Raw genomic sequence first — 25,966 nt, 5'->3', positions numbered from 1 at the left:
CCGGGTACGTCGACTCAGAGGTCCAGGAAGTGCTCGAGTCCGACGGTGAGGCCGGGGTGCGCCGCGATCTGGCGGACGCCGGTCAGGACGCCGGGTCCGAACGAGGCGCGGTCCATCGAGTCGTGGCGGATCGTCAGCGTCTCCCCGGGGCCACCACAGACGACCTCCTGGTGGGCGATCATGCCGCGGATCCGCAGCGCGTGGACGCGCACGCCGTCGACGTCGGCGCCACGCGCGCCCTCGATCTCCTGCGAGGTGGCGTCCGGGAACGGCGGCGAACCGGCCGCCCGGCGCGCCTCGGCGACCAGCGCAGCCGTGCGGGCCGCGGTGCCCGACGGGGCATCGGCCTTGGTCGGGTGGTGCAGCTCGATGATCTCGACGGAGTCGTAGAACGGGGCGGCGATCGTCGCGAACTTCATCATCAGGATCGCGCCGATGGAGAAGTTGGGGGCGATCAGCACGCCGGTCTGCGGCGAGTCCGCGAGCCACGCCTCCAGCTGCGCCAGGCGCCCGGCGTCGAAGCCCGTGGTGCCGACGACAGCGTGGATGCCGTGCTTGATGCAGAACTCGAGGTTGCCCATGACCACGTCGGGGTGGGTGAAGTCGATGACCACCTGCGTGCCCGACTCGACCAGGGCGTTGATGTCGTCGCCCGCGTCGATGGAGGCGACCAGCTCCAGGTCCGCTGCGGCCTCGACAGCGGCGCACATCTCGGCGCCGACCTTGCCCCGCGCCCCGAGGACGCCCACCTTCATCTTCGACTCAGCCACGGTCGCAACCGTACTTCAACGCAGACATCACAGGGTGTCCCTGCTGCCCTCGCGGACGACAACTGGCACTCTTGTGCCCATGTCCATCCAGACCATCCCCGCGCGCATCCGCTGGGCTGTCGACGTACTCGACGTGCAGCCCGACGATCACGTCCTGGAGATCGGCTGCGGAGCGGGCGAGGCGGCAGGCCTCGTCGCGAGCAGGCTCGGCAAGGGCAAGCTGATGGTCATCGACCGCTCCGAGGCGGCCGTCGACCGGACCAAGCGCGTCAACGCCGCCCATGTCGAGTCCGGGCGCCTCACCGTCCGCCACATCGACCTGGCCACCCTGCGGGTGCCGGTGAAGCGGCTCGACAAGGCGTTCGCGGTCAACGTGAACCTCTTCTGGATCCGCGACTGCCGCGACGAGGTCGCCCTGCTGCACGAGAAGCTCTCCCCCGGCGGCACCGTGCACCTCTTCTACGAGGCCACGAAGCTCGACGAGGTGCGGCTCATGGTCGAGAAGTCCTCGCACGCCCTCGCGGAGGCCGGGTTCCGTGTCTCCGCCGTGCAGAGCCGTCGGCCCGCGATGGTCGGGATCATCGGCCGCAAGTAGCGCTCAGCAGTACTTGTGCCTGGCCGTGTAGGCCATCGTGCCGGCAGGCGGGTCCTGCTTGCAGCCGACGCCGCCCTCGACGGTGTTGTAGAACGACTTCGCGGTACCGGTGGCGACGGTGGAGATGACGGTGCCGTTGCTGTTGCAGCGCTTCCGCGCCCAGGTCGCGGTGACCTTGCGGCTCCCGGCGTAGAAGACGTAGGTGTCGCCCGACTTCATCGTCCAGGTGACCGACTCCGCCGTCGTCTTGGTCGTCGACCCCTTGGCCGCGACCGTCGCGTTCAACGTCGAGCTGACCTTGGCCGCGAAGGCCTTGAAGATGCTGGCCGAGACCTCGGCCGAGACCGTGTAGCTCGTGGACACGCTCGCCTCGATGGTGCTCACGCGGGAGGCCGAGTAGGTGCGGGTGGCGCTGCTGCCGGTGTAGTTCTCCTTGATGACCTCATGGGTCACCTGGTTCACCCTGCTCGGGGTCCCCACCGAGGTCCAGCTGGAGCCCGGGTCACAGATGATCGGGTAGGCCTGGGCCGGCGTCGCAGCACCGACGGCGAGCCCGACAGGCGCGACGACCGTCGCGAGTACCGATGCGAGCCCGAACCGGGTCTCGAGAGCCACCATGACGAGTCCTCCGTTGCAACGCGGCGGGCGCCCTGCGGGCCCACCCGACGGTGGGAACGCTAGGGCGCCCGGGCACAGCTGCGAATGGGCAGAACTACCCAGATAGCGGGCCCGTCAGGGACCGACCACCGCGAGCATCTCCGGCCCGCTGAAGAGGTCGGCGGCCAGGGCCGCGACGTCGTCCAGGGTAACGGCGTCGATGCGCGTGAGCGCGTCGTCCAGACCGATCAGCTCGTCGTAGATCAGCTCGGCCTTGCCGTTGCGGGACATCCGTGCCCCGGAGTCCTCCAGGCCCATGATCATGCTGCCCGCGAGCTGCCGCTTGCCACGCGCGAGCTCCTCCGCGGTGATCCCGTCCGCCGCGACCTTGCGCAGCTCGGCACGGACGACGGCCAGCGTCTCGTCCAGCTTAGCCGGGAGACAGCCGACAGCCACCCCCACGAGGCCTGCGTCGACGTGATGGCTGGCGAAGGAGTAGACCGAGTAGGCCAGCCCTCGCAGCTCGCGCACCTCCTGGAAGAGGCGCGACGACGCGCCACCTCCGAGCACGGTGTTGAGCACGCCCAGCGCATAGCGCCGCGGGTCGCTGCGGGTCACGCCGCGGACCCCGAGCACGACGTTGACCTGCTCGAGCGGCCGCGTTGCCCGCGACTCCCCCGCGATGACCTTCTTCGCCGCAGCGACCCGCGGCGCCACGACCGGCTCCTCCACGACGTCGAGGAAGCCACCACGACCGAACGCCGCGCGGATCTGCCGCACCACGGTGGCGTGGTCGACGTTGCCGGCGACCGACACGACCATGTTGGCCGGCCGGTAGTGCTTGGCGTAGAAGCGGCTGATCTGCGCACGGGTCAGCCCCTCGATGGAGGCCTCCGTGCCCGCGATGCCCCGCCCGAGGGGGCTGTCGCCCCAGGCCTGGGCGGCGAAGAGGTTGTGGACGACGTCCTCGGGGTCGTCGTCGTGCATGGCGATCTCGTCGAGGATCACCTCACGCTCGGCCTCCACGTCGGCGTCGGTGATGACCGAGCTGGTCATCATGTCGCCGAGGACGTCGATCGCCAGCGGCAGGTCCTCAGCCAGCACCCTGCCGTGGAAGCAGGTGTACTCCTTCGCGGTGAAGGCGTTGAAGTCGCCGCCGACCTCGTCGAGGACGATCGAGACCTCGAGCGCGGAGCGCTCCTTCGTGCCCTTGAAGAGCAGGTGCTCGAGGAAGTGCGACGCACCGTGGAGCCTGGGCGTCTCGTGGCGGGAGCCGACGCCCACCCACACGCCGATGCTGGCGGAGCGGACACCTGCCATCTCCTCGGTGAGGACGCGCAGGCCGCCGGGCAGCACCGTGCGGCGGACCCGGGAGACGACGCGGCCGGCGTCGTCCTTCTCCACGAGGACGGTACGGGTGGAGCCGATCTTCTGGGGAACGGACAACCGCCCGGCAGATTCCTGCCGGGCGGTCGTCTTCGTGCGACGCGGGATCACGCTCAGGCGTCTGCCTCGACGGAGGCGTCCTCGACGCGCTCGGCCTCGGCCGACTCGCCCTCGTCCTCGATGAACGGGACGAGCGAGAGCTTGCCGCGGTCGTCGATCTCGGCGATCTGGACCTGGATCTTCTGGCCGACCGACACGACGTCCTCGACCGACTCCACGCGCTTGCCGTCGTTGAGGGCACGCAGCTTGGTGATGTGGAGCAGGCCGTCCTTGCCCGGGAGCAGGGACACGAAGGCGCCGAAGTTGGTCGTCTTCACGACGGTGCCGAGGTAGCGCTCGCCGACCTCGGGCATCGTCGGGTTGGCGATCGCGTTGATCGCCGATCGGGCGGCCTCGGCAGCCTCGCCGTTGGTCGCACCGATGTAGACGGTGCCGTCGTCCTCGATGGAGATCGAGGCGCCGGTGTCGTCCTGGATCTGGTTGATCATCTTGCCCTTCGGGCCGATGACCTCACCGATCTTGTCGACGGGGACCTTGACGGTGATGATGCGCGGCGCGTGCGGCGACATCTCCTCCGGCTCGGCGATGGCCTCGGCCATGACGTCGAGGATCGTGTGGCGGGCGTCGCGGGCCTGGGTCAGGGCCGCAGCCAGGACCTCGGCCGGGATGCCGTCGAGCTTCGTGTCGAGCTGAAGGGCCGTCACGAAGTCGCGCGTGCCGGCGACCTTGAAGTCCATGTCGCCGAACGCGTCCTCGGCGCCGAGGATGTCGGTCAGCGCGACGTACTCGGTCTTGCCGTCGACGGTGTCGGAGATCAGGCCCATCGCGATGCCGGCGACCGAGGCGCGGAGCGGGACACCGGCCTGGAGCAGCGACAGCGTGGAGGCACAGACCGAGCCCATCGAGGTGGAGCCGTTGGAGCCCATGGCCTCGGAGAGCTGGCGGATCGCGTAGGGGAACTCCTCGCGGGTCGGGAGGACCGGGAGGAGGGCACGACGCGCGAGCGCACCGTGGCCGATCTCGCGGCGCTTCGGCGAGCCGACGCGGCCCGTCTCGCCGGTGGAGAACGGCGGGAAGATGTACTTGTGCATGTAGCGGCGCGACGTCTCCGGCGAGAGCGTGTCGAGCTGCTGCTCCAGCTTGAGCATGTCGAGGGTGGTGACACCGAGGATCTGGGTCTCGCCACGCTCGAAGAGGGCCGAGCCGTGGACGCGCGGGATGACCTCGACCTCGGCGCTCAGGGCGCGGATGTCGGCGAGCCCACGGCCGTCGATGCGGACCTTGTCGCGCAGCACCTGCTGGCGGATGGCGGCCTTGGTGACGGACTTGTACGCCGCGCCGATCTCCTTCTCGCGGCCGGCGAACTGCTCGCTCAGCTGCTCGAGGAGGGACGCCTTGATCTTGTCGTCCTCCTCCTGGCGCTCCTGCTTGGAGAGGACCTTCTCGCGCTTGCCACCGACCGAGTACAGGTCGCGGACCTGCTCGCCGACAGCGGCCTCCACGGCCTCGAAGACATCGTCCTCGTAGTCGAGGAAGATCGGGAAGTCCTCGACGGGCTTCGCGGCGACCTTGGCCAGCTCGACCTGGGCCTCGCAGAGCTGCTTGATGAACGGCTTGGCGGCCTCGAGGCCGGTCGCGACGACCTCCTCGGAGGGAGCCTGGACGCCCGACTGGACGAGGTCCCAGGTGGACTCCGTGGCCTCGGCCTCGACCATCATGATCGCGACGTCGCCGGTCTCGGTGACGCGGCCGGCGACGACCATGTCGAAGACCGCTCGCTCGAGCTCGGAGTGGCGCGGGAAGGCGACCCACTGGCCGTCGATGAGGGCGACGCGGACGCCACCGACCGGGCCGGAGAACGGCAGGCCGGCGATCTGCGTGGAGGCCGACGCGGCGTTGATCGCGAGCACGTCGTACGGCGTGTCGGGGTTGAGCGCCATGACGGTGATGACGACCTGGACCTCGTTGCGGAGACCCTTCTTGAAGGTCGGGCGCAGCGGACGGTCGATGAGGCGGCAGGTGAGGATCGCGTCCTCACCCGGACGACCCTCGGAGCGGAAGAAGGAGCCGGGGATCTTGCCCGCGGCGTACATGCGCTCCTCGACGTCGATCGTCAGCGGGAAGAAGTCGAAGTGGTCCTTCGGCGTCTTGCCGGCGGTCGTCGCCGAGAGGAGCATCGTGTCGTCGTCGAGGTACGCGGTGACGGCACCGGCGGCCTGACGAGCGAGGAGACCCGACTCGAACTTGATCGTGCGGGTGCCGAACTTGCCGTTGTCGAGAACGGTCTCGACGGCAGAGATGGTTGCCTCGGACAAGGCGAACCCTTTCTGTACGTGGAGCGATCCACGTCCGCCTCTCGATGCGGCGGGGTGCTGCGAATGAGTCCCGCCTGGTCCCTCATGTGAGGGGGCCGGTCTTCGATCGAGGCCCGCAGCGATGCCCACGAGGGCAGTTCTGAAGGCCACTACCGAGGACCGTGCCGACGTGTGCGCGGGTCGCTCCGGGTGAATGGCTGTATGGAGTTGTCGTGACCGAGCCTACCGATGAGGCCCGGCGTGATGAAAGAGAGCCGCCGCCCGTGTCGGGCGACGGCTCTCTTCAGGTCATCGGCGGAGGCCGAGGCGCTCGATGATGGAGCGGTAACGCTCGATCTCGGTCTTCTGCAGGTAGTTCAGCAGACGACGGCGCTGGCCGACGAGGAGCAGCAGGCCACGACGCGAGTGGTGGTCGTGCTTGTGCTGCTTGAGGTGCTCGGTGAGGTGCGAGATGCGGTGCGAGAGCAGCGCGATCTGGACCTCCGGAGAACCGGTGTCACCCTCGGACTTGCCGTACTCGGCGATGATCTTCTTCTTGGTCTCCGCGTCGGTACCGATCGACATAGCGCGGTCCTCCTTCTACTCGTTGCGCGGCGCGCCCGGGCCTGTTCACCGGGGCACTCTGGTTCCGCGGCCGTTCTTACGGCGGTGCTGCCCGAAATGGGCAACCGGGCAAGGCTAGCGCAGCCCTGCCCGGTGCCCCAATTCGCAGGTCAGGCCTCGACCAGCTCCGGAGTCGGCTCCGGGTCTGTCCTGCCCTGGCCCAGCTTGCTCGGCCACCAGATCTTGTCGCCCAGGTCGATGTTGATCGCCGTGACGAGGATCGAGCGGACGATCATCGTGTCGAGCATGACACCGAGTGCCACCGCGATGCCCATTTCCGCCAGGAAGACCAGCGGCAGCGTGCCGAGCACGATGAAGGTCGCCGCCAGCACCACGCCGGCCGAGGTGATCACGCCGCCGGTCGAGGTGAGGCCGACGAGCGCTCCCCGGCGGGTGCCGTGGCTGGCCGCTTCCTCGCGGACCCGGGTCATCAGGAAGATGTTGTAGTCGATGCCCAGGGCGACCAGGAAGACGAACGCGAACAGCGGGAAGCTCGGGTCCGATCCGGCGAAGCCGAAGACGTACTCGAACAGCAGCACGGAGATGCCGAGTGCGGCTCCGAAGGACAGGATCACCGTGCCCAGCAGGATGAGCGGCGCCGCGACAGCCCGCAGCAGGGCGATCAGCACGAGCAGGACCACAGCCAGCACGAGCGGGATGATCACCTTGTCGTCGCGCTGGGACGCGACCTTGGTGTCGAGGTAGATCGCGGATCCACCGGTGACGAGGGCGTCGGCGCCCTTCACGGCGTGGACGGCGTCACGCGTCCGGTTGACGACGTCGAACGACGCCTGCGAGCTGACGTCCGACCCGATGACGACGCTCAGCGCACCGACCCCGTCCTTCGGCTGCCCGAGGGGAACCACCTTCACGGTGCCGCCACCCGGCAGCTTCTGGTCGACGATGCCGTCGACACCCTCGAGCGCCGTCGCCACCGCCGGCAGCTTGTCGGCGTTGGCCACGACGAGGAGCTGGTTGGACTGGTCGACCAGGTCGTGGGCGGCCAGCACCTTCTGGCCCTTGATGGAGTCGAACTCCTTCGTGTACGTGTCCTCGGTCGAGAGGCCGTTGGCGTCCAGCCGGAAGAGACCGAGGCAGGCGATCGCCAGGACGACCGTCGTGCCCACCCACACCGTGCGGGGACGGATCGCGATCCGCTTGCCGATGCGTGCCCACATGCCCGACTGGGTCGGCTCGACCGACCCGAAGGTCGGCCGCATGGGCCAGAACATCCAGCGGCCGGTGATGACCAGGAGCGCCGGCAGCAGGGTGACCATGACCAGGTAGGTCATGGCGACGCCGATCGCGACGACCGGGCCCATGCCAGCGGTCGAGCTCATGTCCGCGAAGGTCAGGCACAGCATGCCCAGGATGACGGTCGCAGCGCTCGCCAGGATGGCGGGAGCCGCCCGGTGCAGCGCGTGCGCCATCGCCTCGTGGCGGTCGGCGTAGTTGCGGAGCTCCTCGCGGTAACGGGCGACCAGCAACAGCGCGTAGTCGGTGCCCGCGCCGATGCAGAGGATGCTCAGGATCGCCTGGCTCTGGCCGTTGACGGTGAGCCCGGCGTACTTCGCCAGGAAGTAGACCAGGCCCATCGTGGTGCCGAGCGAGACGACGGCGGAGAAGATCGGCAGGAACCACAGGGTGGGGCTGCGGTAGACGACCAGCAGGATCAGGATGACGATGCCGAGTGCGGCGAAGAGCAGCGTCGAGTCGAGGCCTCCGAAGGCCTCGACCGCGTCAGCAGCCTGTCCGCCAGCGCCGGCGACGTGGACGCTCATGCCGTCGGTCTCGGCGATCTTGCGGATCTCCTTGACCGTGTCGGGCATCTTGTTCCACCCGTCCTTGCCCAGGTTGAACTTGATGATCGTCTCGAGGGCCTGGCCGTCCTTGGACGGGATCGGCCCGGTGATCTCGCCCTCGACTCCGTCGAGCTTCGCGAACGACGCGACGTCGGCCGCCGCCGCCGCCTTGTCGTCGGCGGTGAGGCCGGTCGTGCGCTCGTAGACGATGACCGTCGGGATCGTGTTGGGGTCCTGGAACGGCTCCATCTTCTTGAAGCCCGCCGTGGACTCCGCGGATGCGGGGAGCCAGGACGAGGCCTCGTTGTTCTGGACCGAGGTCAGCTTGCCGGCGAAGCCTCCGAGGCCCATGACGGCGACGATCCAGAAGACCAGGACCGCCCACTTGGTGTAGCGCCCGGTCAGGGCGCCCGCTACGTGTCGATGCATGAGGCACACATTGCCGCTTCGCACCGACAACCGCATCAGGAAATACCCTGAGATCTCCGATCCGTCAGGAACGGAGAAGTCAGGGTCAGCGGGCGAGAGCCGCGCGGGCGGCGGCGCGCGCCGCCTCCGGGTCGAGAGCGGCGAGCGCCGCCTCCGCGGCCCGGCGGCAGTCCGCCATGGTCACGCGGCCGAGCTGCGCCCCGACGGGGCGGACCGCCGCGGGCGCCATCGACAGCGAGGTGATCCCCAGGCCGACGAGCACGCACGCCAGGAGCGGGTCGGCCGCAGCCTCGCCACAGATGCCGACCGGCTTGCGTGCGGTCACGCCCGCGTCCGCGGTGAGCGCGATCAGCTGCAGGACCGCCGGCTGCCACGCGTCGGTGAGGTGAGCGAGGTCCGTCGCCATCCGGTCGGCGGCCATCGTGTACTGGGTCAGGTCGTTGGTGCCGATCGAGAGGAAGTCGACGACGGCGAGCATGCGAGCCGCCTGGAGGGCGGCACTCGGCACCTCGATCATCACGCCCGGCCTCAGGCCGCGGTCGCGCACCTTCCGGGCGAACGCCGCCGCTTCCGCGACGGTGGCCACCATCGGCGCCATCACCCAGGTCTCGATGCCCGAGGAGGCGGCCGCGGCCGCGATCGCGTCGAGCTGGCGGTCCAGCAGACCCGGGTTGTCGAACGAGAGCCGGAGACCCCGCACCCCGAGGGCAGGGTTCTCCTCCCCCTTGTGCGTGGCGAAGGCGATCGGCTTGTCCGAGCCCGCATCGAGCGTGCGCGCGACCACGTGGCGCCCCGCGCCGAAGGCAGCGAGCACCCCGGCGTAGATGCCGGCCTGCTCCTCGACCGACGGCTCGTCTGCGCGGTTGAGGAAGGAGAGCTCGGTGCGGAAGAGCCCGACTCCCTCGACGGGCGCCTGGGCCGCGCTCTCGGCCGTCGGGACGTCGGCGACATTGGCCAGCAGCTTCACGTGGACGCCGTCGGCGGTCGTGGCGGGGCCGGTCCAGGCCGCGACCGTCGCACGCTCGGCGGCGTCGGCTGCCGCGAGGCGGCGCGCCTCCTCCGGGTCCGCACCCGTCACGACCAGGCCGGCAGCGCCGTCGACCAGCACCCACGTGCCGTCGGCGATCCGACCGGCACCGCTCGCACCGACCACGCAGGGGATGCCGAGCTGCCGGGCGATGATCGCCGTGTGGCTGGTGGGACCACCCAGGCCCGTGACGAGCGCGAGGACGCGTGAGGGGTCGAGCAGCGCGGTGTCGGACGGCGCGAGGTCCTTCGCCAGCAGCACCGATGGCTCCGCGGGCACCGGCACCCCGGGCTCCGGGACGCCGACGAGGCGCGCGGTGATCCGTCGTTCGATGTCGCGCAGGTCGGCGACCCGCTCGGCCATCAGCCCACCCATCTGGGTGAACATGCCCGCGAAGTGCTCGACGGCGACCTGGAGCGACCGGAGCACGGGCTCGCCGGCGTTGAGCTGCTTGCGCACCACCGAGCGCAGGCCCTTGTCCCGGGCCAGCCCGGCGCTCGCTGCGAGCACCTCGGCCGCGGCGCCCGACACGGACATCGCCTTGGCGGCGAAGCCGTCGGCCACCGCAGCAGCCGCCGCGTCGTACGCCGCGAGGGCGGCCGCCGCGTCCGGGAACGTCACCGATGCGAACGCCTCGATGGACGCCGCCGGCACCTCTTCCCGGGCCAGGACGGCGGGGCCGTAGGCGACTCCGGGCACGACCGGGGTGCCCTGGATCTCGATCTTCGTCTGCTGCGCTGTCTCCGTGACCACGGTCACAAATTAACCCCTCGACCCCCTAGACAGTCAACAGGTTCGGGAGTAAAACAACATAAACACAGATTCATCGGAGGAGCAGGAACGTGTACGCAGAGGAGCGCCAGCAGGCGATCGCCCGCCTCGTCGGGGAACGCGGGCGGGTGGCCGTGGTCGAGCTCGCCAGCGAGTTCGACGTGACCACCGAGACGGTCCGCCGCGACCTCTCCCTGCTCGAGCGCGCGGGCCTCGTCCACCGGGTCCACGGTGGTGCCGTTCCGGCTGGAGCGCTCGCCGGCATCGAGGCCGCGCTCAGCGAGCGCGACACGGTCAACCAGCGCGCGAAGGAGCAGATCGCCCGGGCCGCGCTGGCCCACCTCCCCCGCGGCGAGGCCACCATCGTGATCGATGCCGGGTCCACCACCGCACGGCTCGCCTCGCTGCTCCCGTCGGACCGCCGCCTGGTCGTCGTCACCCACGCGGTGCCCGTGGCGGCGCGGCTCGCCGGCCTGCCCAACGTCGAGCTCCATCTGCTGCCCGGCCGGGTCCGCCCCTCCACCCAGGCCGCGGTCGGCGCCGACACCGTCGCAGCGCTGTCCCGGATCCGGGCCGACGTCGTCTTCATCGGCACCAACGGCCTCACCGTGGGCCACGGCCTGTCGACGCCCGATCTCGAGGAGGCCGCCGCCAAGCGCGCCCTCGTCCGCGCAGCCCGCAGGGTCGTCGTCCTCGCCGACTCGAGCAAGATCGGCCAGGAGGCCGCGCAGAGCTTCGCCGACCTCGACGCCGTCGACGTGGTGATCAGCGACGGCGCCATCGACCCGCGCGACCAGGCCGAGATCGCGGCTGCCGGTCCCGAGGTGGTCATCGCATGATCACCACCCTGACCCCGCATCCGAGCCTCGACCGCACGGTCGTCCTCGCCGGTCCGCTCGAGCGCGGCACCGTCCTCCGCGTCACCTCCTCGGGCGCGCAGGCAGCAGGAAAGGGCGTGAACATCTCGCGGGCCGCGGTGTCCGCGGGTCTGCCCACCGTCGCGGTCTTCCCCGCAGAGGCCGAGGACTCCTTCGTGCGTGAGCTCGCGGCCGCGGGCGTCACCTGTGTCCCGGTCGCCGGGGGCGGACCGATCCGCGTCAACCTCACGCTCACCGAGCCCGACGGCACGACGACGAAGCTCAACGCCTCGGCCGTGCCCGCCGGCCCCGCCCTCCTCGACGCCCTGGCCGATGCGGTGCTGCAGCACGCCGACGACGGCTGGGTCGTCCTCGCCGGGTCGCTACCGCCGGGAGCGCCGGACGACTGGTACGCCCGGGTGGCGCGCGCCCTGCGTCGTACGCCGGCCAGGGTCGCCGTCGACACGAGCGACGCCCCGCTTGCCGCACTGGTGGCGGACCTGGAGTCCAGCGCGCCGCACCTCCTCAAGCCCAACACCGACGAGCTCGCCTCGATCACCGGGGCCGACCCCACTCGGCTCGAGGGCGACCCGGCCGCAGCGGCGCGCGCCGCACGGACCCTCGTCGACCGCGGCGTCGACGCGGTGCTGGCGACCCTCGGCGGCGCGGGAGCCGTCCTCGTCACACGCGACGTCGCACTCCACGCCACTCCCCCGCCGACCACGGTGGTCTCCACCGTCGGGGCCGGCGACTGCAGCCTCTTCGGCTACCTCCTCGGCGAGCAGCAGGGCCTGCGCGCCGACCAACGACTCGCACTCGCCGTGGCCTACGGCAGTGCGGCGGCCGCGCTCCCCGGCACGACCATCCCCACCCCCGCACAGGTGCGCCCCGGCCTCGTGCACGTCACGAAGCTCGACATCGCAGAAGGAAGCCCCTCATGAACCAGCTCATCAACCACGACCTGGTCGTGCTGGACGTGGCCCCGGGTCCCGACAAGGAGGCCGTGATCCGGTCCCTCGTCGGGCTCGTCGCGGCCACGGGACGCAGCACCGACCAGGCACAGCTCGAGGGCGACGTACTCGCCCGCGAGGCCACGTCGCCGACCGGCCTCAAGGGCGGCATCGCCATCCCCCACTGCCGCACCACCGGGGTCTCGGAGCCGACGCTGGCCTTCGCCCGGCTCAACCCGGCCGTCGACTTCGGGGCCAAGGACGGGCCGGCCGACCTGGCCTTCCTGATCGCCGTCCCCGACGGCGGCGACGCCGACCACCTCACCATCCTCACCAAGCTCGCGCGCGCGCTGGTCCGCAAGGAGTTCGCCGCCGAGCTCCGCACCGCGACCTCGGTCACCGAGGTCGTCGACCTGGTCCGCGGGGTCCTCGAGCCGGCACCGGCCCCTGCCGAGGCGGCTCCTGCAGCCTCCCCCGCGCAGCGCACACTGGTGGCCGTCACCGCCTGCCCGACCGGCATCGCCCACACCTACCTCGCCGCCGAGGCGCTGCAGGCGGCGGCCGAGCGCGCCGGCGTCCGCATCGACGTCGAGACGCAGGGGTCCGCCGGCAGCACCCCGCTCCCCGCCTCCACCATCGCGGCCGCCTCGGCGGTCATCCTCGCCACGGACGTCGGCGTCCGTGACAAGGGCCGCTTCGCTGGACTCCCGGTCGTGGCCTCCGGCGTCAAGCGCGCCGTCGACGACGCCGACGCGATGATCGCCGAAGCCCTCCGGTACGCCGACGACCCGGCTGCCCCGCGCGTCACCGGCACCGCCGGTGACGCGCAGGCGCAGACCGGCGCCGAGGAGTCATGGGGCGCACGCGTCCGCCGGATCCTGATGACCGGCGTCTCCTACATGATCCCGTTCGTCGCCGCCGGCGGCCTGCTGATCGCGATCGGCTTCCTCCTCGGCGGCTACGACGTCGCCCTGCCGTTCGCCAAGGGAAGCGCCTCCACGGCGGACGACGTGATCGCCAACAACAGCATCACCAACCTCCCCGACGTGGCCCACTACGGCGTGCACACGCTGGGCGACAGCGGCCTCGCCCTCTACCTCGGTGCGCTCCTCTTCAAGCTCGGCGCCCTGTCCTTCGGGTTCCTCGTCCCGGCCCTCGCCGGCTACATCGCCTTCGCGATCGCCGACCGTCCGGGCATCGCTCCCGGCTTCGTGATGGGGGCCGTGTCCGGCGTCATCGGCGCGGGCTTCCTCGGCGGCATCGTCGGCGGTGTGCTGGCCGGCCTGGTCGCCCACTGGCTGGCCAGCCGCAAGGTCCCGGCCTGGGCCCGCGGCCTCATGCCCGTGCTGGTCATCCCGCTGCTGACGACGGTCGTCGCCGGACTGGTGATGCTCGTCCTCCTCGCCCGCCCGCTCGGGTCGCTGATGAGCCACCTCAACGACGGCCTGACCTCCATGAGCGGCGGCTCGGCAGTCGTCCTCGGCGTGGTGCTGGGCCTGATGATGGCCTTCGACATGGGCGGCCCGCTCAACAAGGTGGCCTACGGCTTCGCCACCGCGGGCCTCGGTGCGGCGGCGACCTCGAGCGACGCGCCGCAGCTCAAGATCATGGCCGCGGTCATGCTCGCCGGCATGGTGCCGCCGATCGCCCTGGCGCTCGCGACCGTCGTACGTCCGGGGCTCTTCTCGACCGCCGAGCGCGAGAACGGCAAGGCGGCCTGGCTGATGGGTGCCTCGTTCATCACCGAGGGGGCGATTCCGTTCGCGGCGGCCGACCCGCTCCGGGTGATCCCGTCGATCATGGTCGGCAGCGCGATCACCGGCGGCCTCTCCGAGGCGTTCGGCGTCAGCCTCCGCGCCCCGCACGGCGGCGTCTTCGTGCTCTTCGCCGTCGACGGGATCCTCGGCTTCGCCATCGCCCTCGCTGCCGGCGTGGTCGCCGCTGCCGCCTGCGTGATCACGCTGAAGTCGTTCGGCGGAGCCGCTACACAGCCTGCCGAGGAGCCGGCCGCCGTCCCTGCCTGACAGACCCGGTCCGCCCGCCCGGCCCGCACCTCGGGCGGGCGGCCCGTTCCCCACCTCCACCCCTCCGAAGGAGAAGCAGATGCCCGTCCAGACCGCCGTCGTCGGCTCCGCCGCCGGCCTCCACGCCCGCCCCGCCGCCCTCATCGCCGAGAAGGCGGAGGAGCTCGGGGTCGAGGTCTACCTCGCCCTGCCCGGCGACGAGCCCGTCGACGCCGACTCGGCCCTCATGATCATGACCCTGGGCGCCGCGAAGGGCGACACCGTCGAGGTGTCCGGCGACGACGCAGCAGCCGTCGCCACGATCGCGGCCCTCGTCGAACAGGACCTCGACGCCTGACGCGAGGCCTGACGCGAAGGTCAGGCCCCGAGGACCTCGCGGGCGCGGCGTACGTCGTCGTGCATGGTCTCGACGAGCTTCTCGACGCCCTCGAACTTCACCATGCCGCGCAGGTGGTCGACGAACTCGACCGTGACCTCGACGCCGTACAGGTCGAGGCCGGTGCGGTCGATGACGTAGGACTCGACGCGGCGCCCGACGACGCCGTCGAAGGTCGGGTTCGTCCCGACGCTGATCGCCGCGGGATACGACTCCCCCGTGTCGTGGCGGGTCAGGATGCCGGCGTAGACGCCGTCGCAGGGAGCGGCGGCGTCGACCGGCGTCGGCACGTTGGCGGTCGGGAAGCCGAGCTCGCGGCCACGCTGGTCACCCTTGACCACCACACCGCGGACCGTGAACGGCCGGCCGAGGGCCTCGGCCGCACCGGCCACGTCGCCGGCGGCCAGGCAGCTCCGGACGTAGGTGGACGACCACACCTGCGGTCCCCCGTCGAGCGCGACGGCATCGACCACGAAGTCGTGCTGCTCCCCCGAGGCGGACAGGTCGTGCACGTCACCGGCCGCCTTGCAGCCGTAGCGGAAGTTCGCACCGACGACGACGCCCTTCGCGTGCAGCGCGTCGACGAGCACCCGCTGGACGAACTCCTCCGGTGTCCAGGCTGCCATCTCGCGGCTGAACGGCAGCACGAGGACGTCGTCTGCGCCCGCACGGTCGAGCAGGGCGAGCCGCTCCTCGAGGGTCGTGAGCATGACCGGCGCGTGCTCGGGACGCAGCACGGCCATCGGGTGCGGGTCGAACGTGACCGCGACGACCTGGTCGGCGCCCCGGAGAGCCGCGATCTCCCGCGCCCGGGCCACGACGTGCTGGTGCCCGAGGTGGACGCCGTCGAAGTTGCCGATGGTCACCACCGTGCGGCCCAGGTCGGCCGGCACGTCGCTCAGGTCACGCCACACTCGCACGGCGCTACTTTCCCACAGGCCCGGTTCAGCCGGTGAAGACGGCCACCGGACGTGCCGCCTCCCCCGCCGGCTCGTAGAGCGCGAGGAACTCGCCGTCCGGTGCGAAGACGGCCGTCAGCTCGTCGAGCGCGAGCGCCAGCCGGCGCCCGTAGCGGACCTCCTGCGCCTGCCCCGCGTCCAGTTCGTACGACGGGAACGCCGCGCGCGCCGCCTCCGCGATCGGCAGCACCGCGAACCCGGCCTCGAGCTGCTCGAGGGTCTTCGCGTGGTCGAGCGTGTACGGGCCGACGGCGGTCCGCCGGAGTGCCGTCAGGTGGCCACCGACACCGAGCGCCGCGCCCAGGTCGCGGGCGATGGCACGGATGTAGGTGCCGCTGGAGCAGCGCACCGAGATGTCGACGTCGACGGTCTCCTCCGGGTGGAGCTCACCGGGCCGGACGTCGTGGACGACCAGCTCGTGGATCGTGACGGGACGTGCCGCGAGCTCGACCTCCTCGCCTGCCCGCACCATCGCATAGGCACGCTTGCCGTCGACCTTGATCGCCGACACGGCGGTCGGGACCTGCTCGATGTCACCGACGAAGCGGGCGAGGGCGTCGCGGATCGTCGCCTCCTCGAGGTGCCCCGCGGTGGCCCGCGCGGTGATCTCGCCCTCGGCGTCGTCCGTGGTGGTGGCGATACCCAGGCGGATCGTCGCGTCGTACGCCTTCTCGGTGAGCATCAGGTGTCCCAGGAGCCGCGTGGCGCGGTCGACGCCGAGCACCAGCACGCCGGTCGCCATCGGGTCGAGGGTGCCGGCGTGGCCGACCTTGCGGGTGCCCGCCAGTCGCCGGACCCGACCCACGACGCCGTGGGAGGTGATCCCGCCCGCCTTGTCGACGATGACGAGACCGGGGGTGACCGGCTGGGTCACTCGTCCTCGTCCCAGTCGTCCTCGTCGAGGTCGACCTCACGCGGCTTCTTGTACGGGTCGTCGCCGGCCGCGTACTGCGCACCGGCACGGGCTGCCGCGAGCTCCTCGTCGGCCGCCTTCGCCTTCGCCAGCGCCTCGTCGAGGACGCGCGCGGTCTCGGGCAGGGCGTCGGCGATGAAGGTCAGGGTCGGCACGATGCGGGTGCCGAGCTGCTTGGAGACCTCGCTGCGGATCAGGCCCTTGGCCGACTCGAGCGCCTTCGCGGTCTCGTCGAGGTCGCCGTTGAGGACGGTGTAGAAGATCGACGCCTGCTGGCCGTCGCCGGTCAGGCGGACGTCGGTGATCGTGACGAAGCCGAGGCGCGGGTCCTTGATCCGTCGCTCGAGCATCTCGGCGACGACGACCTTGATCCGGTCGGCGACCTTGCGAACGCGAGGGCTGGCCATCACGGTCTCCTGTTCGTTGAAGCATGCGGCCGCCCGGCTCGGGCCACCGCGTGGGTGAGTCTAGTTGGGTACGCACGGCCACCGGCCGGCGCGTGACCAGACGAAAGCGGGGCCGGCCCGAAGGCCAGCCCCGCTTCCGACGTACGGCGATCAGCCGCGCGGGATCTCGCGCATCTCGAACGCCTCGACGATGTCGCCTTCCTTGATGTCCTGGAAGTTCTTGAGCGACAGACCGCACTCGAAGCCTTCCCGGACCTCGGCGGCGTCGTCCTTCTCGCGCTTGAGGCCGGCCAGGTCCAGGTTGTCCGCGATGACGTTGCCGTCGCGGATGATGCGGACCTTGGCGTTGCGACGGAGCAGGCCGCTGGTGACCATACAACCGGCGATGTTGCCGATCTTGGACGAGCGGAAGATCGCACGGATCTCCGCCTGGCCCAGCGTGTGCTCCTCGTAGATCGGCTTGAGCATGCCCTTGAGGGCCGCCTCGATCTCCTCGATGGCCTGGTAGATGACGCTGTAGTAGCGGATCTCCACGCCTTCCTTGTCGGCCAGCTCGGTCGCCTTGCCCTGCGGGCGGACGTTGAAGCCGATGATGATCGCGTCGGAGGCCGCAGCGAGCATGACGTTGGTCTCGGTGATGGCACCGACGCCGCGGTCGATGACCCGGAGCGAGACCTCGTCGCCGACGTCGATCTTGGACAGCGAGTCCTCGAGCGCCTCGACGGAACCGGACACGTCGCCCTTGAGGATGAGGTTGAGCTCCTGGCTCTCGCCCTTCTCCATGGAGGCCATGAAGTCCTCGAGGGTACGACGCACGCGGCGCTGGGCCTGCATGGCCGCACGCTCGCGGTGCTCACGCTTCTCGGCGATCTGGCGGGCCATCCGGTCGTCCTCGACGACGAGGAAGTTCTGACCCGCACCCGGCACGCCGGAGAGACCGAGAACCATGGCCGGACGCGACGGGTACGCCTCCTCGATCGGCTCGCCGTGCTCGTCGAGCATGGCGCGGACGCGACCGTGGGCCGGACCGGCGACGATCGAGTCGCCGACGCGGAGCGTGCCTCGCTGGACGAGGATCGTGGCGACCGGACCGCGACCGCGGTCGAGGTGCGCCTCGACGACCAGACCCTGAGCGTCCTGGTTCGGGTTGGCGCGCAGGTCGAGCGACGCGTCAGCCGTCAGGACGACCGCCTCGAGGAGACCCTCGAGGTTGAGGCCGGACTTGGCCGAGACGTCGACGAACATGACGTCGCCGCCGTACTCCTCGGGGACCAGGCCGTACTCGGTGAGCTGGCCACGGACCTTGACCGGGTCGGCCTCCGGCTTGTCGATCTTGTTGACCGCGACCACGATCGGGACGCCGGCGGCCTTGGCGTGGTTGAGCGCCTCGACCGTCTGCGGCATGACACCGTCGTCGGCCGCGACCACGAGGATCGCGATGTCGGTGGCCTGGGCACCACGGGCACGCATGGCGGTGAACGCCTCGTGACCGGGGGTGTCGATGAGGGTGATGGCACGCTCGTTGCCGTCGACCTCGGTGTAGACCTGGTAGGCGCCGATGTGCTGCGTGATGCCACCGGCCTCCTTGTCGACCACGTTGGCGTTGCGCAGCGCGTCGAGGAGCTTCGTCTTACCGTGGTCGACGTGACCCATGACGGTGACGACCGGCGGGCGCACGACGAGGTCGGACTCGTCACCCTCGTCGGCACCGAACTCGAGGTCGAACGTCTCGAGGAGCTCGCGGTCCTCGTCCTCCGGGGAGACGACCTGGACGACGTAGTTCAGCTCCTCGCCGAGCAGCTCGAGGGTCTCGTCACCCACGGACTGGGTGGCGGTCACCATCTCGCCGAGCGAGAAGAGCATCTGCACCAGCGAGGCGGGGTCGACACCGATCTTCTCGGCGAAGTCCGTCAGCGACGCACCACGGGCAAGACGCACGGTCTCGCCGTTGCCCTTGCGGACGCGCACGCCACCGATGGTGGGCGCCTGCATCTGCTCGAACTCCTGGCGACGCGCCCGCTTCGACTTGCGACCACGACGCGACGGGCCACCCGGGCGACCGAAGGCACCCTGGGTCTGGCCACGACCACCCGGACCACCGGGACGACCACCGCCGCCGCCGGGGCGGCCGGCGAAGCCGCCGGGAGCGCCGCCGGGACCACCGGGGCCACCACCGGGACGACCGGCGCCGGCACCGCCGGGGCCGGGACGACCCGGAGCACCGGGACGACCACCCGGGCCGGGACGGCCGGGAGCGCCGGGGCGACCCGGGCCACCGCCGGGGCGGGCACCGAAGGCGTTGGGGGACTTGGGCATCATCGCCGGGTTGGGGCGCGGCATGCCCGGACGCGGCACAGCGCCGCCGGCGGCGGCCGGCGGACGCGGCGGACGGTTGTCGCCGCCGCCGGTCTGGGCCGGACCACGGTCAGCCGGGGCCGGACGCTCGGTCGGGCGCTTGCCCATGCCCTGCGAAGACGCGAACGGGTTGTTGCCCGGACGCGGGGCGCCGGGGCGAGCGCCGCCCGGACGGGGGCCGGGGGCTGCCGCAGCCGGCTTGGGGCCAGGGGTCGGAGCCTTCGGCGCCGGAGCGGCGGGAGCCGGCTTCGGCGCGGCGGGCGCCGGGGCGGCCGGCGCAGCAGCGGCGGGAGCAGCAGCGGCGGGGGCCGACGGGGCCGGGGCCTCGGGAGCCGGGGCCGGCTTGGGAGCCGGCTTCGGGCCGGGCTTGGCGGCAGGCGCCTTGGGGGCGGCAGCCGGGGCAGCGGCGGCGGGCGCCTCGGCGGCAGCGCCACCGGCAGCACGCAGCTCGTCGCCGAACTGCTTCTTGAAACGCATCGCGACGGGGGGCTCCACCGTCGAGGACGCGGACTTGACGAACTCGCCCATCTCCTTCAGCTTCTCGAGAACGAACTTGCTCTCGACGCCGAATTCCTTGGCGATCTCGTGTACGCGGGGCTTGGCCACGGGGTTGTGTTACTCCTTCTCGGCCCGCCCCGGAATGCGTTGTGGGGTCGAACCGTCAGTGGGTGTGCATGCTCATCGCGAAGTACTCATCGAGTGCTCATGAGCGGATGCTCCAGTTCCTGTAGTCGGTCATGACGTGTGTGCCTCGAGCCAGGACCGGACCGGCTCAGCGCCCAGCCCCTGCTCGAGCCGAAGGGCTCGGGCGAAGGCTCGCCGCCGGACCGCGAGGTCGTAGCACGCGATCGTCGGGTGCAGATGCGCCCCACGACCGGCCGCGGACTTCGAGGGATCCGGTACGACGGCCGGGCGGCCGTCCTCACCGGTCCCTGCGACGATCCGCAGGAGCTCGTGACGGGCAGCCCGCTCGCGGCATCCGATGCACGTGCGCACCGGCACTGCTGCCGTGCGTGCAGGGGAATTCAGTTCGCGAGCCACCGAGGAGCAACTCTACCGGGTCGGCGTGTGACGGAGCGAACCGGCGTACCGCTCCCCCGGCAACGCCTGTGGTCAGCGCATGCGAATCCCCGGCCCCGCGCTCCAGGTGGCCGCGCCGGCGTGGCGGATCGAGGCGGGCTGGCGGAGCCCGGTCGTCACGAGGTCGTCGTGACCGTGCTCGGTGACCGATGGATATCCGTGATCAAGACACTGCGCGAGGCCACCGGCATGACCCTCAGCGAGGCGAAGGACGCGACGGCCGAACCACACTTCCCGCTCGTGAGCGGCAGGAGCCAAGATGCGGCAGAACTGATCGCCGCCAGGCTGCGTGGCGCAGGAGCGACGGCCGTCGTGCGGCCGATGGCGGACTGAACCATGCGCGGAGATGACAACGGAGACTCGTCGTCAGCAGGTGACGAGAAGTCTCCGTTGGAGGCTCGGGCGACTCCGCCCGACACAAGCGGTGGGTTCCCTGTCACCTGGTGACGAGGAACCCACCACTTGTCGGTGTCCGTCAGGCCTGGGCGGCCTCGTCCGAGCGGATGTCGATGCGCCAGCCGGTCAGGCGGGCGGCGAGACGGGCGTTCTGGCCCTCCTTGCCGATCGCGAGCGACAGCTGGAAGTCCGGGACGATCACGCGCGCGGCGCGGGCTGCCGCGTCGACGATCTCGACCGAGGAGACCCGTGCCGGCGAGAGCGCGTGGGCGACCAGCTCCGCGGGGTCGTCGGACCAGTCGACGATGTCGATCTTCTCGCCGTGCAGCTCGCTCATGATGTTGCGCACCCGGCTGCCCATGGGGCCGATGCAGGAGCCCTTGGCGTTGACGCCGGGGACGGTCGACTTCACCGCGATCTTGGTGCGGTGACCGGCCTCGCGCGCGATCGCCGCGATCTCGACGGTGCCGTCGGCGATCTCCGGGACCTCCAGCGCGAAGAGCTTCTTCACCAGGTTGGGGTGCGTGCGCGACAGGGTGATCTGCGGGCCGCGCATGCCCTTGCGCACCGACACGACGAGCGCCTTGATGCGGGTGCCGTGCTCGTAGTTCTCGCCGGGGACGCGCTCGCCGAGCGGGATGATCGCCTCGAGCTTGCCCAGGTCGACCATGACGTCGTCGGGGTTGCGCCCCTGCTGGATGACGCCGGAGATGATGTCGCCCTCCTTGCCCGAGAACTCACCGAAGGTGATGTCGTCCTGGGCGTCGCGGAGGCGCTGGAACATGATCTGACGGGCGGTGCCGGCAGCGATGCGACCGAAGCCGTCGGGGGTGTCGTCGTACTCCTCGGAGAAGGTGCCGTCCTCCTCCTGCTCGCGGACCAGCACGTTGACGTGGCCGGTCTTGCGGTCGACGACGACCCGCGCGCGCTGCTGGGCGCCGGGGGTCTTGTGGTACGCCTGCAGGAGCGCCTGCTCGATCGCCTCGACGAGGACGTCGAAGGAGATCTCCTTCTCGCGCTCCAGCATCCGCAGGATGCTCAGGTCGATGTCCATCAGTCGTCGTCTCCCTCGTCGCCGAAGTCGGCGGTGTCGTCGTCGGCCTCCTCGAAGGCGGCCTTGCGGTTGAACTCGATCTGCACGCGCGCCTTGCTGATGTCGGCGTAGGCGACGCGCGTCTCCACGATCTTGGGCTTGGCACCCTTGCTGGCGCGCTTGTCCTCGAGGAGCGTGACGCCCTCGTCATCGGACTCGCCGATGCGGGCCTCCACCTCGCCACCCTCGACCAGCGTCGCCTTGACCAGACGGCCGGCGTTGCGGCGCCAGTGGCGCGGCAGGGTCAGCGGGCGGTCGACGCCGCGCGAGGTGACCTCGAGCATGTAGGGCTCCTCGCCCATCACGGCGGAGGACTCCAGGAAGTCGTCGACCTCCTTGGTCGCCGCCGAGATCTCGTCGAGCGTCACGCCGGTCTCGGAGTCGACGGCGATGCGCAGGATGCGGCGCTGGCCGGCCTTGGAGAGCTCGACGGCCTCCAGGTCCAGGCCCAGAGCGGCCAGGGGGTCGGTGAGCCCTGCTTCGATGCGGGCCCTGGTGGCGTCCAGTCCGGAACTGCTCACAGTGCGACCTCCTTGTGCTGTTGTCGGCGCCAACCTTAGCGGGTCCACGGCCCTGCGCCGACCTGCCGCTAGGGTTCCCGACGTGCCTGACACCGTGATCACCGTCTCCCGTCGGTCGGCCGTCCGGGGCGCGACACTCCTCGGAGGCGCCGCCGTCGCCGCCACCGTCGCCGGCTGCCAGTGGGGACCCCCCACCTCGGTCGCGGCACCCGCGGCGAAGCGCGACGCCGACGCGACGACGGTCGACCAGCTGACGACCGCCATCGCCGCCCAGGCGCAGCTCGTCGCCGACACCGCCACCAGGCACGTCGGTCTCGCGACGACGCTGGCACCGCTGACCGCGATGCACCGCGCCCACCTCGCCGTGCTGACCAAGGACCCGGTCACCGCCGCGGCCGTCGCCGTCGCGCCCTCCCCCGATGCCGCCCTCTCGGCCGTACGCCGCGGCGAGGCCACCCTCCAGCGCTCCCTGACCGCAGGGGCCCAGGGGGCGGCCAGCGGCCCACTGGCCCGGGCGATCGCCTCGATGGCCGCCGGCGTCGCCATGCACCTGGCTGCCGCGCCGACCCCGAAGGGCGGTGCCGCGTGAGCACCGAGATCACTCCCCTGCAGACCGCCGTCGCCGGGGAGCACGCCGCCGTCTGGGTCCTGGGCGTCATCGGCGCCCAGGCGCCCGAGGACTCGACCCTGCGCGACCGGGTGACGGACGCCTTCCGCGTGCACCGCAGCCAGCGGGACCACCTCGTCGCCCGGATCACCGCCCTGGGGGGCGTGGCCGTGCCGGCCGAGCCGGGCTACACGCTGGGCGACGTCAGCTCGACCTCTGCCGCCTACGCCGCCGCACTCGAGGTGGAGCAGCGGGCTGCCGCTGTCTACGCCGACCTGGTGGCACATGCGACGGGCTCCGACCGGAGCTGGGCGGTGACCGCCCTCGTCGAGTGCTCGATCCGCCAGCTGCGGTTCCGGGGGAGCCCCGAGATCTTCCCCGGAACCAGCGAGCTGGCGAACCGCTGACCGCCTGTCCGAGCAGGGGGTACGGGAAGATCCTGCAACATCAGGCCTGAACCTGCGCAGCGATATGTATTGCAGGTTTCTGCAATGCACAAACCTGCAACACGTGTTGCCAGCCGGTCAGCGCCACCCGTCGACCACGTCGACGACCTCGCCGATGCGCTGCACGACCGCATCCGGTACGCCGTCGGTGTGACCGACCTGGTCGGCCGGGATCGTGCTGTGGGGGACGTGGATCGCCCGCATCCCCGCCGACTGGGCACCCCACACGTCGTCGTACAGCCGGTCGCCGACGTAGACGCAGCGTGCAGGGTCGGTCGCACCGACCGCCTCCATGGCCGCGGCGAAGGCCCGCGCCGACGGCTTCGTCCACGCGATCTCGCTCGTGTAGACGTCGCCGTCGATGAGGTGGACGACCCCGTCCCGCTCGAAGAAGCCGCGGTGCCAGGCTCGCGGCCAGATCGTGTTGGAGAGCACGCCGACCTTGACCCCGCGGTCGCGCAGAGCCGTGAAGAGAGGCCCGACCTCGGGGTCGGTCAGCGTGTGCGGCGCCCAGAAGTCGTAGTAGGCAGACAGCAGCGACGGGTCGTGCTCGAGCCCGGCCTCGGTGAAGAGGTCGGCGACCGTGGCGCTGCGCTGCTCGTCCCGGCTCCAGCCCCACACCCGCGCACCCGCCTCGTGCAGGCGCGCAGCGTGCACGTCGAGCGAGCCGTGGGCACCGACGACGGCCTCGGCCAGGGCGAGTGACTCCTCGTGGAAGTCGACGTCATGCCATGCCGTCAGCGTGCCGCCCCAGTCGAAGATGACCGCCTCGATCGACACGGCACGCTCCCCCGCCCAGCCGGCCCCGTCAGCCCCGGACGATCGCGGCGATGGTGGCGGCGGCGTCGGCGACCGCGACGTCCTGCTTGTCGCCGGTACGGCGGTCCTTGATCTCGACCAGGCCGTCGGCCAGGCCGCGACCGACCGTGACGATCGTCGGCACCCCCAGGAGCTCGGCGTCCTTGAACTTCACGCCGGGGCTGACCTTGCCGGCGCGGTCGTCGTAGAGGACCTCGATGCCCTGGGCGGCGAGCTCGTTGCTGAGCGCCTCGGCAGCCTCGAAGAGCGACGCGTCCTTGCCCGCGGCGACGATGTGCACGTCGGCCGGCGCGATCTCGCGCGGCCAGCAGAGGCCGAGCTCGTCGTGGTTGCCCTCGGCGATGACCGGCACGGCGCGGGAGACACCGATGCCGTAGGAACCCATGGTGACCGTGACGAGCTTGCCGTTCTCGTCCAGGACCTTGAGGTCGAGCGCCTCGGCGTACTTCGTACCGAGCTGGAAGATGTGGCCCATCTCGATGCCACGGGCGGTCTCGAGGACCCCGTCGGCGCAGTTCGGGCAGGCGTCGCCGGCACGGACCTCGGCGGCCTCGATCGTGCCGTCGGGAGTGAAGTCCCGGCCGACGACCAGGTCGACCACGTGGTGGCCGTGGAGGTCGGCGCCGGCCACCCATGCCGTGCCCTCGGAGACCCGCGGGTCGACCAGGAAGCGGATGCCGGTCTTCGACTCCTCACCGAGGACGCCGGGCCCGATGTAGCCCTTGACGACGTCGGGGAACTGCGCGAGCTCCTCCTCCGTCATGGGCTCGACGCCGATCGGCTCGAGCTGGCCCTCGAGGCGCTTCTGGTCGACCTCGCGGTCACCCGGGAGGCCGATGGCCAGGGGCTCGCGCGTGCCGTCGGGGTGGACCAGCATCATCAGGACGTTCTTGAGCGTGTCGCCGGCGGTCCACGGACGGTCGGCGCGGGGGTGGCCGGCGTTGAGCGCGTCGACCAGCGTCGCGATCGTGGCCGCGTCGGGCGTCGGCTCGACGTGGGCGGGCGCCACGTCGTCGTAGGCGACCGGCGCGGGAGTCGGGACGCTGACCGCCTCGACGTTGGCGGCGTAGTCGCACGCCGTGCACTGGACGAAGGTGTCCTCGCCGACCTCGAGCCGCGCGAGGAACTCCTCGGACTTCGAGCCACCCATCGCACCCGCGGTCGCCTTCACGATGACGTAGTCGAAGCCGAGCCGGTCGAACGTCTTGATGTACGCCGCGCGGTGGGCGGCGTAGGACGCCTCGAGGCCCTCGTGCGTGGTGTCGAAGGAGTAGGAGTCCTTCATGACGAACTCGCGGCCGCGCATCAGACCGGCGCGCGGACGCGCCTCGTCGCGGTACTTCGTCTGGATCTGGTAGAGCCAGACCGGCAGGTCCTTGTAGGACGAGTAGAGGTCCTTCACCGCGAGGGTGAACATCTCCTCGTGGGTCGGACCGAGCAGGTAGTCGGCACCCTTGCGATCCTTCACGCGGAAGATGCCGTCGCCGTACTCCTCCCAGCGGTTGGTCGCCTCGTAGGGCTCCTTGGGCAACAGCGCCGGGAACTGCAGCTCCTGCGCGCCCATCGCGTCCATCTCCTCGCGGACGATGCGCTCGACGTTGCGGTAGACCTTCAGCCCCAGCGGGAGCCACGTGTAGATGCCCGGCGCAGCACGGCGGATGTAGCCGGCGCGGACCAGCAGGCGGTGGCTCGGGACCTCGGCGTCGTTGGGGTCGTCCCGCAGCGTGCGGACGAAGGTCTGGGACATGCGCATGACGCGGGTAGCGGCGTGTGACGACGAGGGCATGGGCGCAAGGTTATCCGCGACG

At 71.0% G+C, this 25,966-nt stretch carries 24 protein-coding genes; 8 read left to right on the top strand and 16 right to left on the bottom strand.

Annotated features, from left to right (window positions below; all coding sequences use genetic code 11):
• Positions 1-14 precede the first annotated feature (14 nt).
• Positions 15-755 (bottom strand): 4-hydroxy-tetrahydrodipicolinate reductase, encoded by a 741-nt coding sequence (dapB, locus tag Q5722_RS12850; RefSeq protein ID WP_305029073.1) that lies wholly within the window; start codon positions 753-755, stop codon positions 15-17.
• A 94-nt stretch (positions 756-849) separates the two neighbouring features.
• Here dapB and Q5722_RS12845 point away from each other — a divergent pair, with 94 nt between their 5' ends.
• Positions 850-1,365, top strand: a complete 516-nt coding sequence (locus tag Q5722_RS12845; protein ID WP_305028654.1) for an SAM-dependent methyltransferase — start codon at positions 850-852, stop codon at positions 1,363-1,365.
• A 3-nt stretch (positions 1,366-1,368) separates the two neighbouring features.
• Here the strand turns inward: Q5722_RS12845 and Q5722_RS12840 are convergent, their stop codons facing one another.
• The 6 genes from Q5722_RS12840 to ptsP form a co-directional block, all read right to left on the bottom strand.
• Positions 1,369-1,983 (bottom strand): hypothetical protein, encoded by a 615-nt coding sequence (locus tag Q5722_RS12840; RefSeq protein ID WP_305028653.1) that lies wholly within the window; start codon positions 1,981-1,983, stop codon positions 1,369-1,371.
• Between the two features lie 114 nt (positions 1,984-2,097).
• Positions 2,098-3,408: a M16 family metallopeptidase gene (locus Q5722_RS12835; RefSeq protein WP_305028652.1), complete on the bottom strand. Its 1,311-nt coding sequence runs from the start codon at positions 3,406-3,408 to the stop codon at positions 2,098-2,100.
• 53 nt (positions 3,409-3,461) lie between these two features.
• The gene (locus tag Q5722_RS12830; RefSeq protein ID WP_305028651.1) at positions 3,462-5,723 is read right to left on the bottom strand and encodes a polyribonucleotide nucleotidyltransferase; all 2,262 of its coding nucleotides are present in this window, start codon (positions 5,721-5,723) and stop codon (positions 3,462-3,464) included.
• Between the two features lie 288 nt (positions 5,724-6,011).
• Complete coding sequence (gene rpsO / locus Q5722_RS12825) at positions 6,012-6,287, bottom strand: 30S ribosomal protein S15 (protein ID WP_107700106.1); 276 nt, start codon at positions 6,285-6,287, stop codon at positions 6,012-6,014.
• 149 nt (positions 6,288-6,436) lie between these two features.
• Positions 6,437-8,557: an MMPL family transporter gene (locus tag Q5722_RS12820; protein ID WP_305028650.1), complete on the bottom strand. Its 2,121-nt coding sequence runs from the start codon at positions 8,555-8,557 to the stop codon at positions 6,437-6,439.
• An 85-nt stretch (positions 8,558-8,642) separates the two neighbouring features.
• Positions 8,643-10,337 (bottom strand): phosphoenolpyruvate--protein phosphotransferase, encoded by a 1,695-nt coding sequence (ptsP, locus tag Q5722_RS12815; protein WP_305028649.1) that lies wholly within the window; start codon positions 10,335-10,337, stop codon positions 8,643-8,645.
• A gap of 89 nt (positions 10,338-10,426) precedes the next feature.
• On the opposite strand from ptsP, the gene Q5722_RS12810 reads away from it, so the two are divergent.
• The 4 genes from Q5722_RS12810 to Q5722_RS12795 all read left to right on the top strand — a co-directional run bounded on the left by Q5722_RS12810 (position 10,427) and on the right by Q5722_RS12795 (position 14,523).
• The gene (locus tag Q5722_RS12810) at positions 10,427-11,194 is read left to right on the top strand and encodes a DeoR/GlpR family DNA-binding transcription regulator (RefSeq protein WP_305028648.1); all 768 of its coding nucleotides are present in this window, start codon (positions 10,427-10,429) and stop codon (positions 11,192-11,194) included.
• The gene (locus Q5722_RS12805) at positions 11,191-12,153 is read left to right on the top strand and encodes a 1-phosphofructokinase family hexose kinase (RefSeq protein WP_305028647.1); all 963 of its coding nucleotides are present in this window, start codon (positions 11,191-11,193) and stop codon (positions 12,151-12,153) included. Before Q5722_RS12810 ends, Q5722_RS12805 begins: the two co-directional genes overlap by 4 nt.
• Positions 12,150-14,186, top strand: a complete 2,037-nt coding sequence (locus Q5722_RS12800; protein ID WP_305028646.1) for a PTS fructose transporter subunit IIABC — start codon at positions 12,150-12,152, stop codon at positions 14,184-14,186. Before Q5722_RS12805 ends, Q5722_RS12800 begins: the two co-directional genes overlap by 4 nt.
• 79 nt (positions 14,187-14,265) lie before the next feature.
• Positions 14,266-14,523, top strand: coding sequence for an HPr family phosphocarrier protein (locus Q5722_RS12795; protein ID WP_305028645.1), 258 nt, complete (start codon positions 14,266-14,268; stop codon positions 14,521-14,523).
• 20 nt (positions 14,524-14,543) lie between these two features.
• Here Q5722_RS12795 and Q5722_RS12790 read toward each other — a convergent pair whose 3' ends face one another.
• From Q5722_RS12790 to Q5722_RS12770, 5 genes are all read right to left on the bottom strand, one after another.
• Positions 14,544-15,482, bottom strand: a complete 939-nt coding sequence (locus tag Q5722_RS12790) for a bifunctional riboflavin kinase/FAD synthetase (protein ID WP_305028644.1) — start codon at positions 15,480-15,482, stop codon at positions 14,544-14,546.
• Between the two features lie 25 nt (positions 15,483-15,507).
• A complete protein-coding gene (gene truB, locus Q5722_RS12785) occupies positions 15,508-16,395 on the bottom strand; it encodes a tRNA pseudouridine(55) synthase TruB (protein WP_305028643.1) in 888 nt (295 codons plus the stop codon).
• Positions 16,392-16,841, bottom strand: coding sequence for a 30S ribosome-binding factor RbfA (gene rbfA, locus Q5722_RS12780; RefSeq protein ID WP_305028642.1), 450 nt, complete (start codon positions 16,839-16,841; stop codon positions 16,392-16,394). The genes truB and rbfA overlap by 4 nt, the downstream gene beginning before the upstream one ends.
• A gap of 150 nt (positions 16,842-16,991) precedes the next feature.
• The gene (gene infB, locus Q5722_RS12775) at positions 16,992-19,802 is read right to left on the bottom strand and encodes a translation initiation factor IF-2 (protein WP_305028641.1); all 2,811 of its coding nucleotides are present in this window, start codon (positions 19,800-19,802) and stop codon (positions 16,992-16,994) included.
• Between the two features lie 129 nt (positions 19,803-19,931).
• Positions 19,932-20,192, bottom strand: a complete 261-nt coding sequence (locus tag Q5722_RS12770; RefSeq protein WP_305028640.1) for a YlxR family protein — start codon at positions 20,190-20,192, stop codon at positions 19,932-19,934.
• Between the two features lie 213 nt (positions 20,193-20,405).
• Between Q5722_RS12770 and Q5722_RS12765 the strand changes: the two genes are divergently transcribed.
• Positions 20,406-20,609: a ribosomal protein L7/L12 gene (locus Q5722_RS12765; RefSeq protein WP_305028639.1), complete on the top strand. Its 204-nt coding sequence runs from the start codon at positions 20,406-20,408 to the stop codon at positions 20,607-20,609.
• A 142-nt stretch (positions 20,610-20,751) separates the two neighbouring features.
• Here Q5722_RS12765 and nusA read toward each other — a convergent pair whose 3' ends face one another.
• Together nusA and rimP are read right to left on the bottom strand one after the other, a co-directional pair.
• A complete protein-coding gene (nusA, locus tag Q5722_RS12760; RefSeq protein ID WP_305028638.1) occupies positions 20,752-21,726 on the bottom strand; it encodes a transcription termination factor NusA in 975 nt (324 codons plus the stop codon).
• The gene (gene rimP, locus Q5722_RS12755; RefSeq protein ID WP_305028637.1) at positions 21,726-22,286 is read right to left on the bottom strand and encodes a ribosome maturation factor RimP; all 561 of its coding nucleotides are present in this window, start codon (positions 22,284-22,286) and stop codon (positions 21,726-21,728) included. Before rimP ends, nusA begins: the two co-directional genes overlap by 1 nt.
• 82 nt (positions 22,287-22,368) lie before the next feature.
• Here rimP and Q5722_RS12750 point away from each other — a divergent pair, with 82 nt between their 5' ends.
• Together Q5722_RS12750 and Q5722_RS12745 are read left to right on the top strand one after the other, a co-directional pair.
• Positions 22,369-22,875: a hypothetical protein gene (locus Q5722_RS12750; protein ID WP_305028636.1), complete on the top strand. Its 507-nt coding sequence runs from the start codon at positions 22,369-22,371 to the stop codon at positions 22,873-22,875.
• Positions 22,872-23,300 carry a ferritin-like domain-containing protein gene (locus Q5722_RS12745; protein ID WP_305028635.1) on the top strand — a complete coding sequence of 143 codons (429 nt, stop codon included), beginning with the start codon at positions 22,872-22,874 and terminating at the stop codon, positions 23,298-23,300. The genes Q5722_RS12750 and Q5722_RS12745 overlap by 4 nt, the downstream gene beginning before the upstream one ends.
• Positions 23,301-23,417: 117 nt before the next feature.
• Here Q5722_RS12745 and Q5722_RS12740 read toward each other — a convergent pair whose 3' ends face one another.
• Together Q5722_RS12740 and Q5722_RS12735 are read right to left on the bottom strand one after the other, a co-directional pair.
• The gene (locus Q5722_RS12740; protein ID WP_305028634.1) at positions 23,418-24,119 is read right to left on the bottom strand and encodes an HAD family hydrolase; all 702 of its coding nucleotides are present in this window, start codon (positions 24,117-24,119) and stop codon (positions 23,418-23,420) included.
• A gap of 28 nt (positions 24,120-24,147) precedes the next feature.
• A complete protein-coding gene (locus Q5722_RS12735) occupies positions 24,148-25,911 on the bottom strand; it encodes a proline--tRNA ligase (protein ID WP_305029072.1) in 1,764 nt (587 codons plus the stop codon).
• Between the last annotated feature and the right edge of the window lie 55 nt (positions 25,912-25,966).

The sequence above is a fragment of the Nocardioides jiangxiensis genome (assembly GCF_030580915.1).
Classification (GTDB): Bacteria; Actinomycetota; Actinomycetes; order Propionibacteriales; family Nocardioidaceae; genus Nocardioides; species Nocardioides jiangxiensis.
Note: the sequence above shows the minus strand (reverse complement) of the source record. Positions and strands in the feature narration are given on the sequence as shown.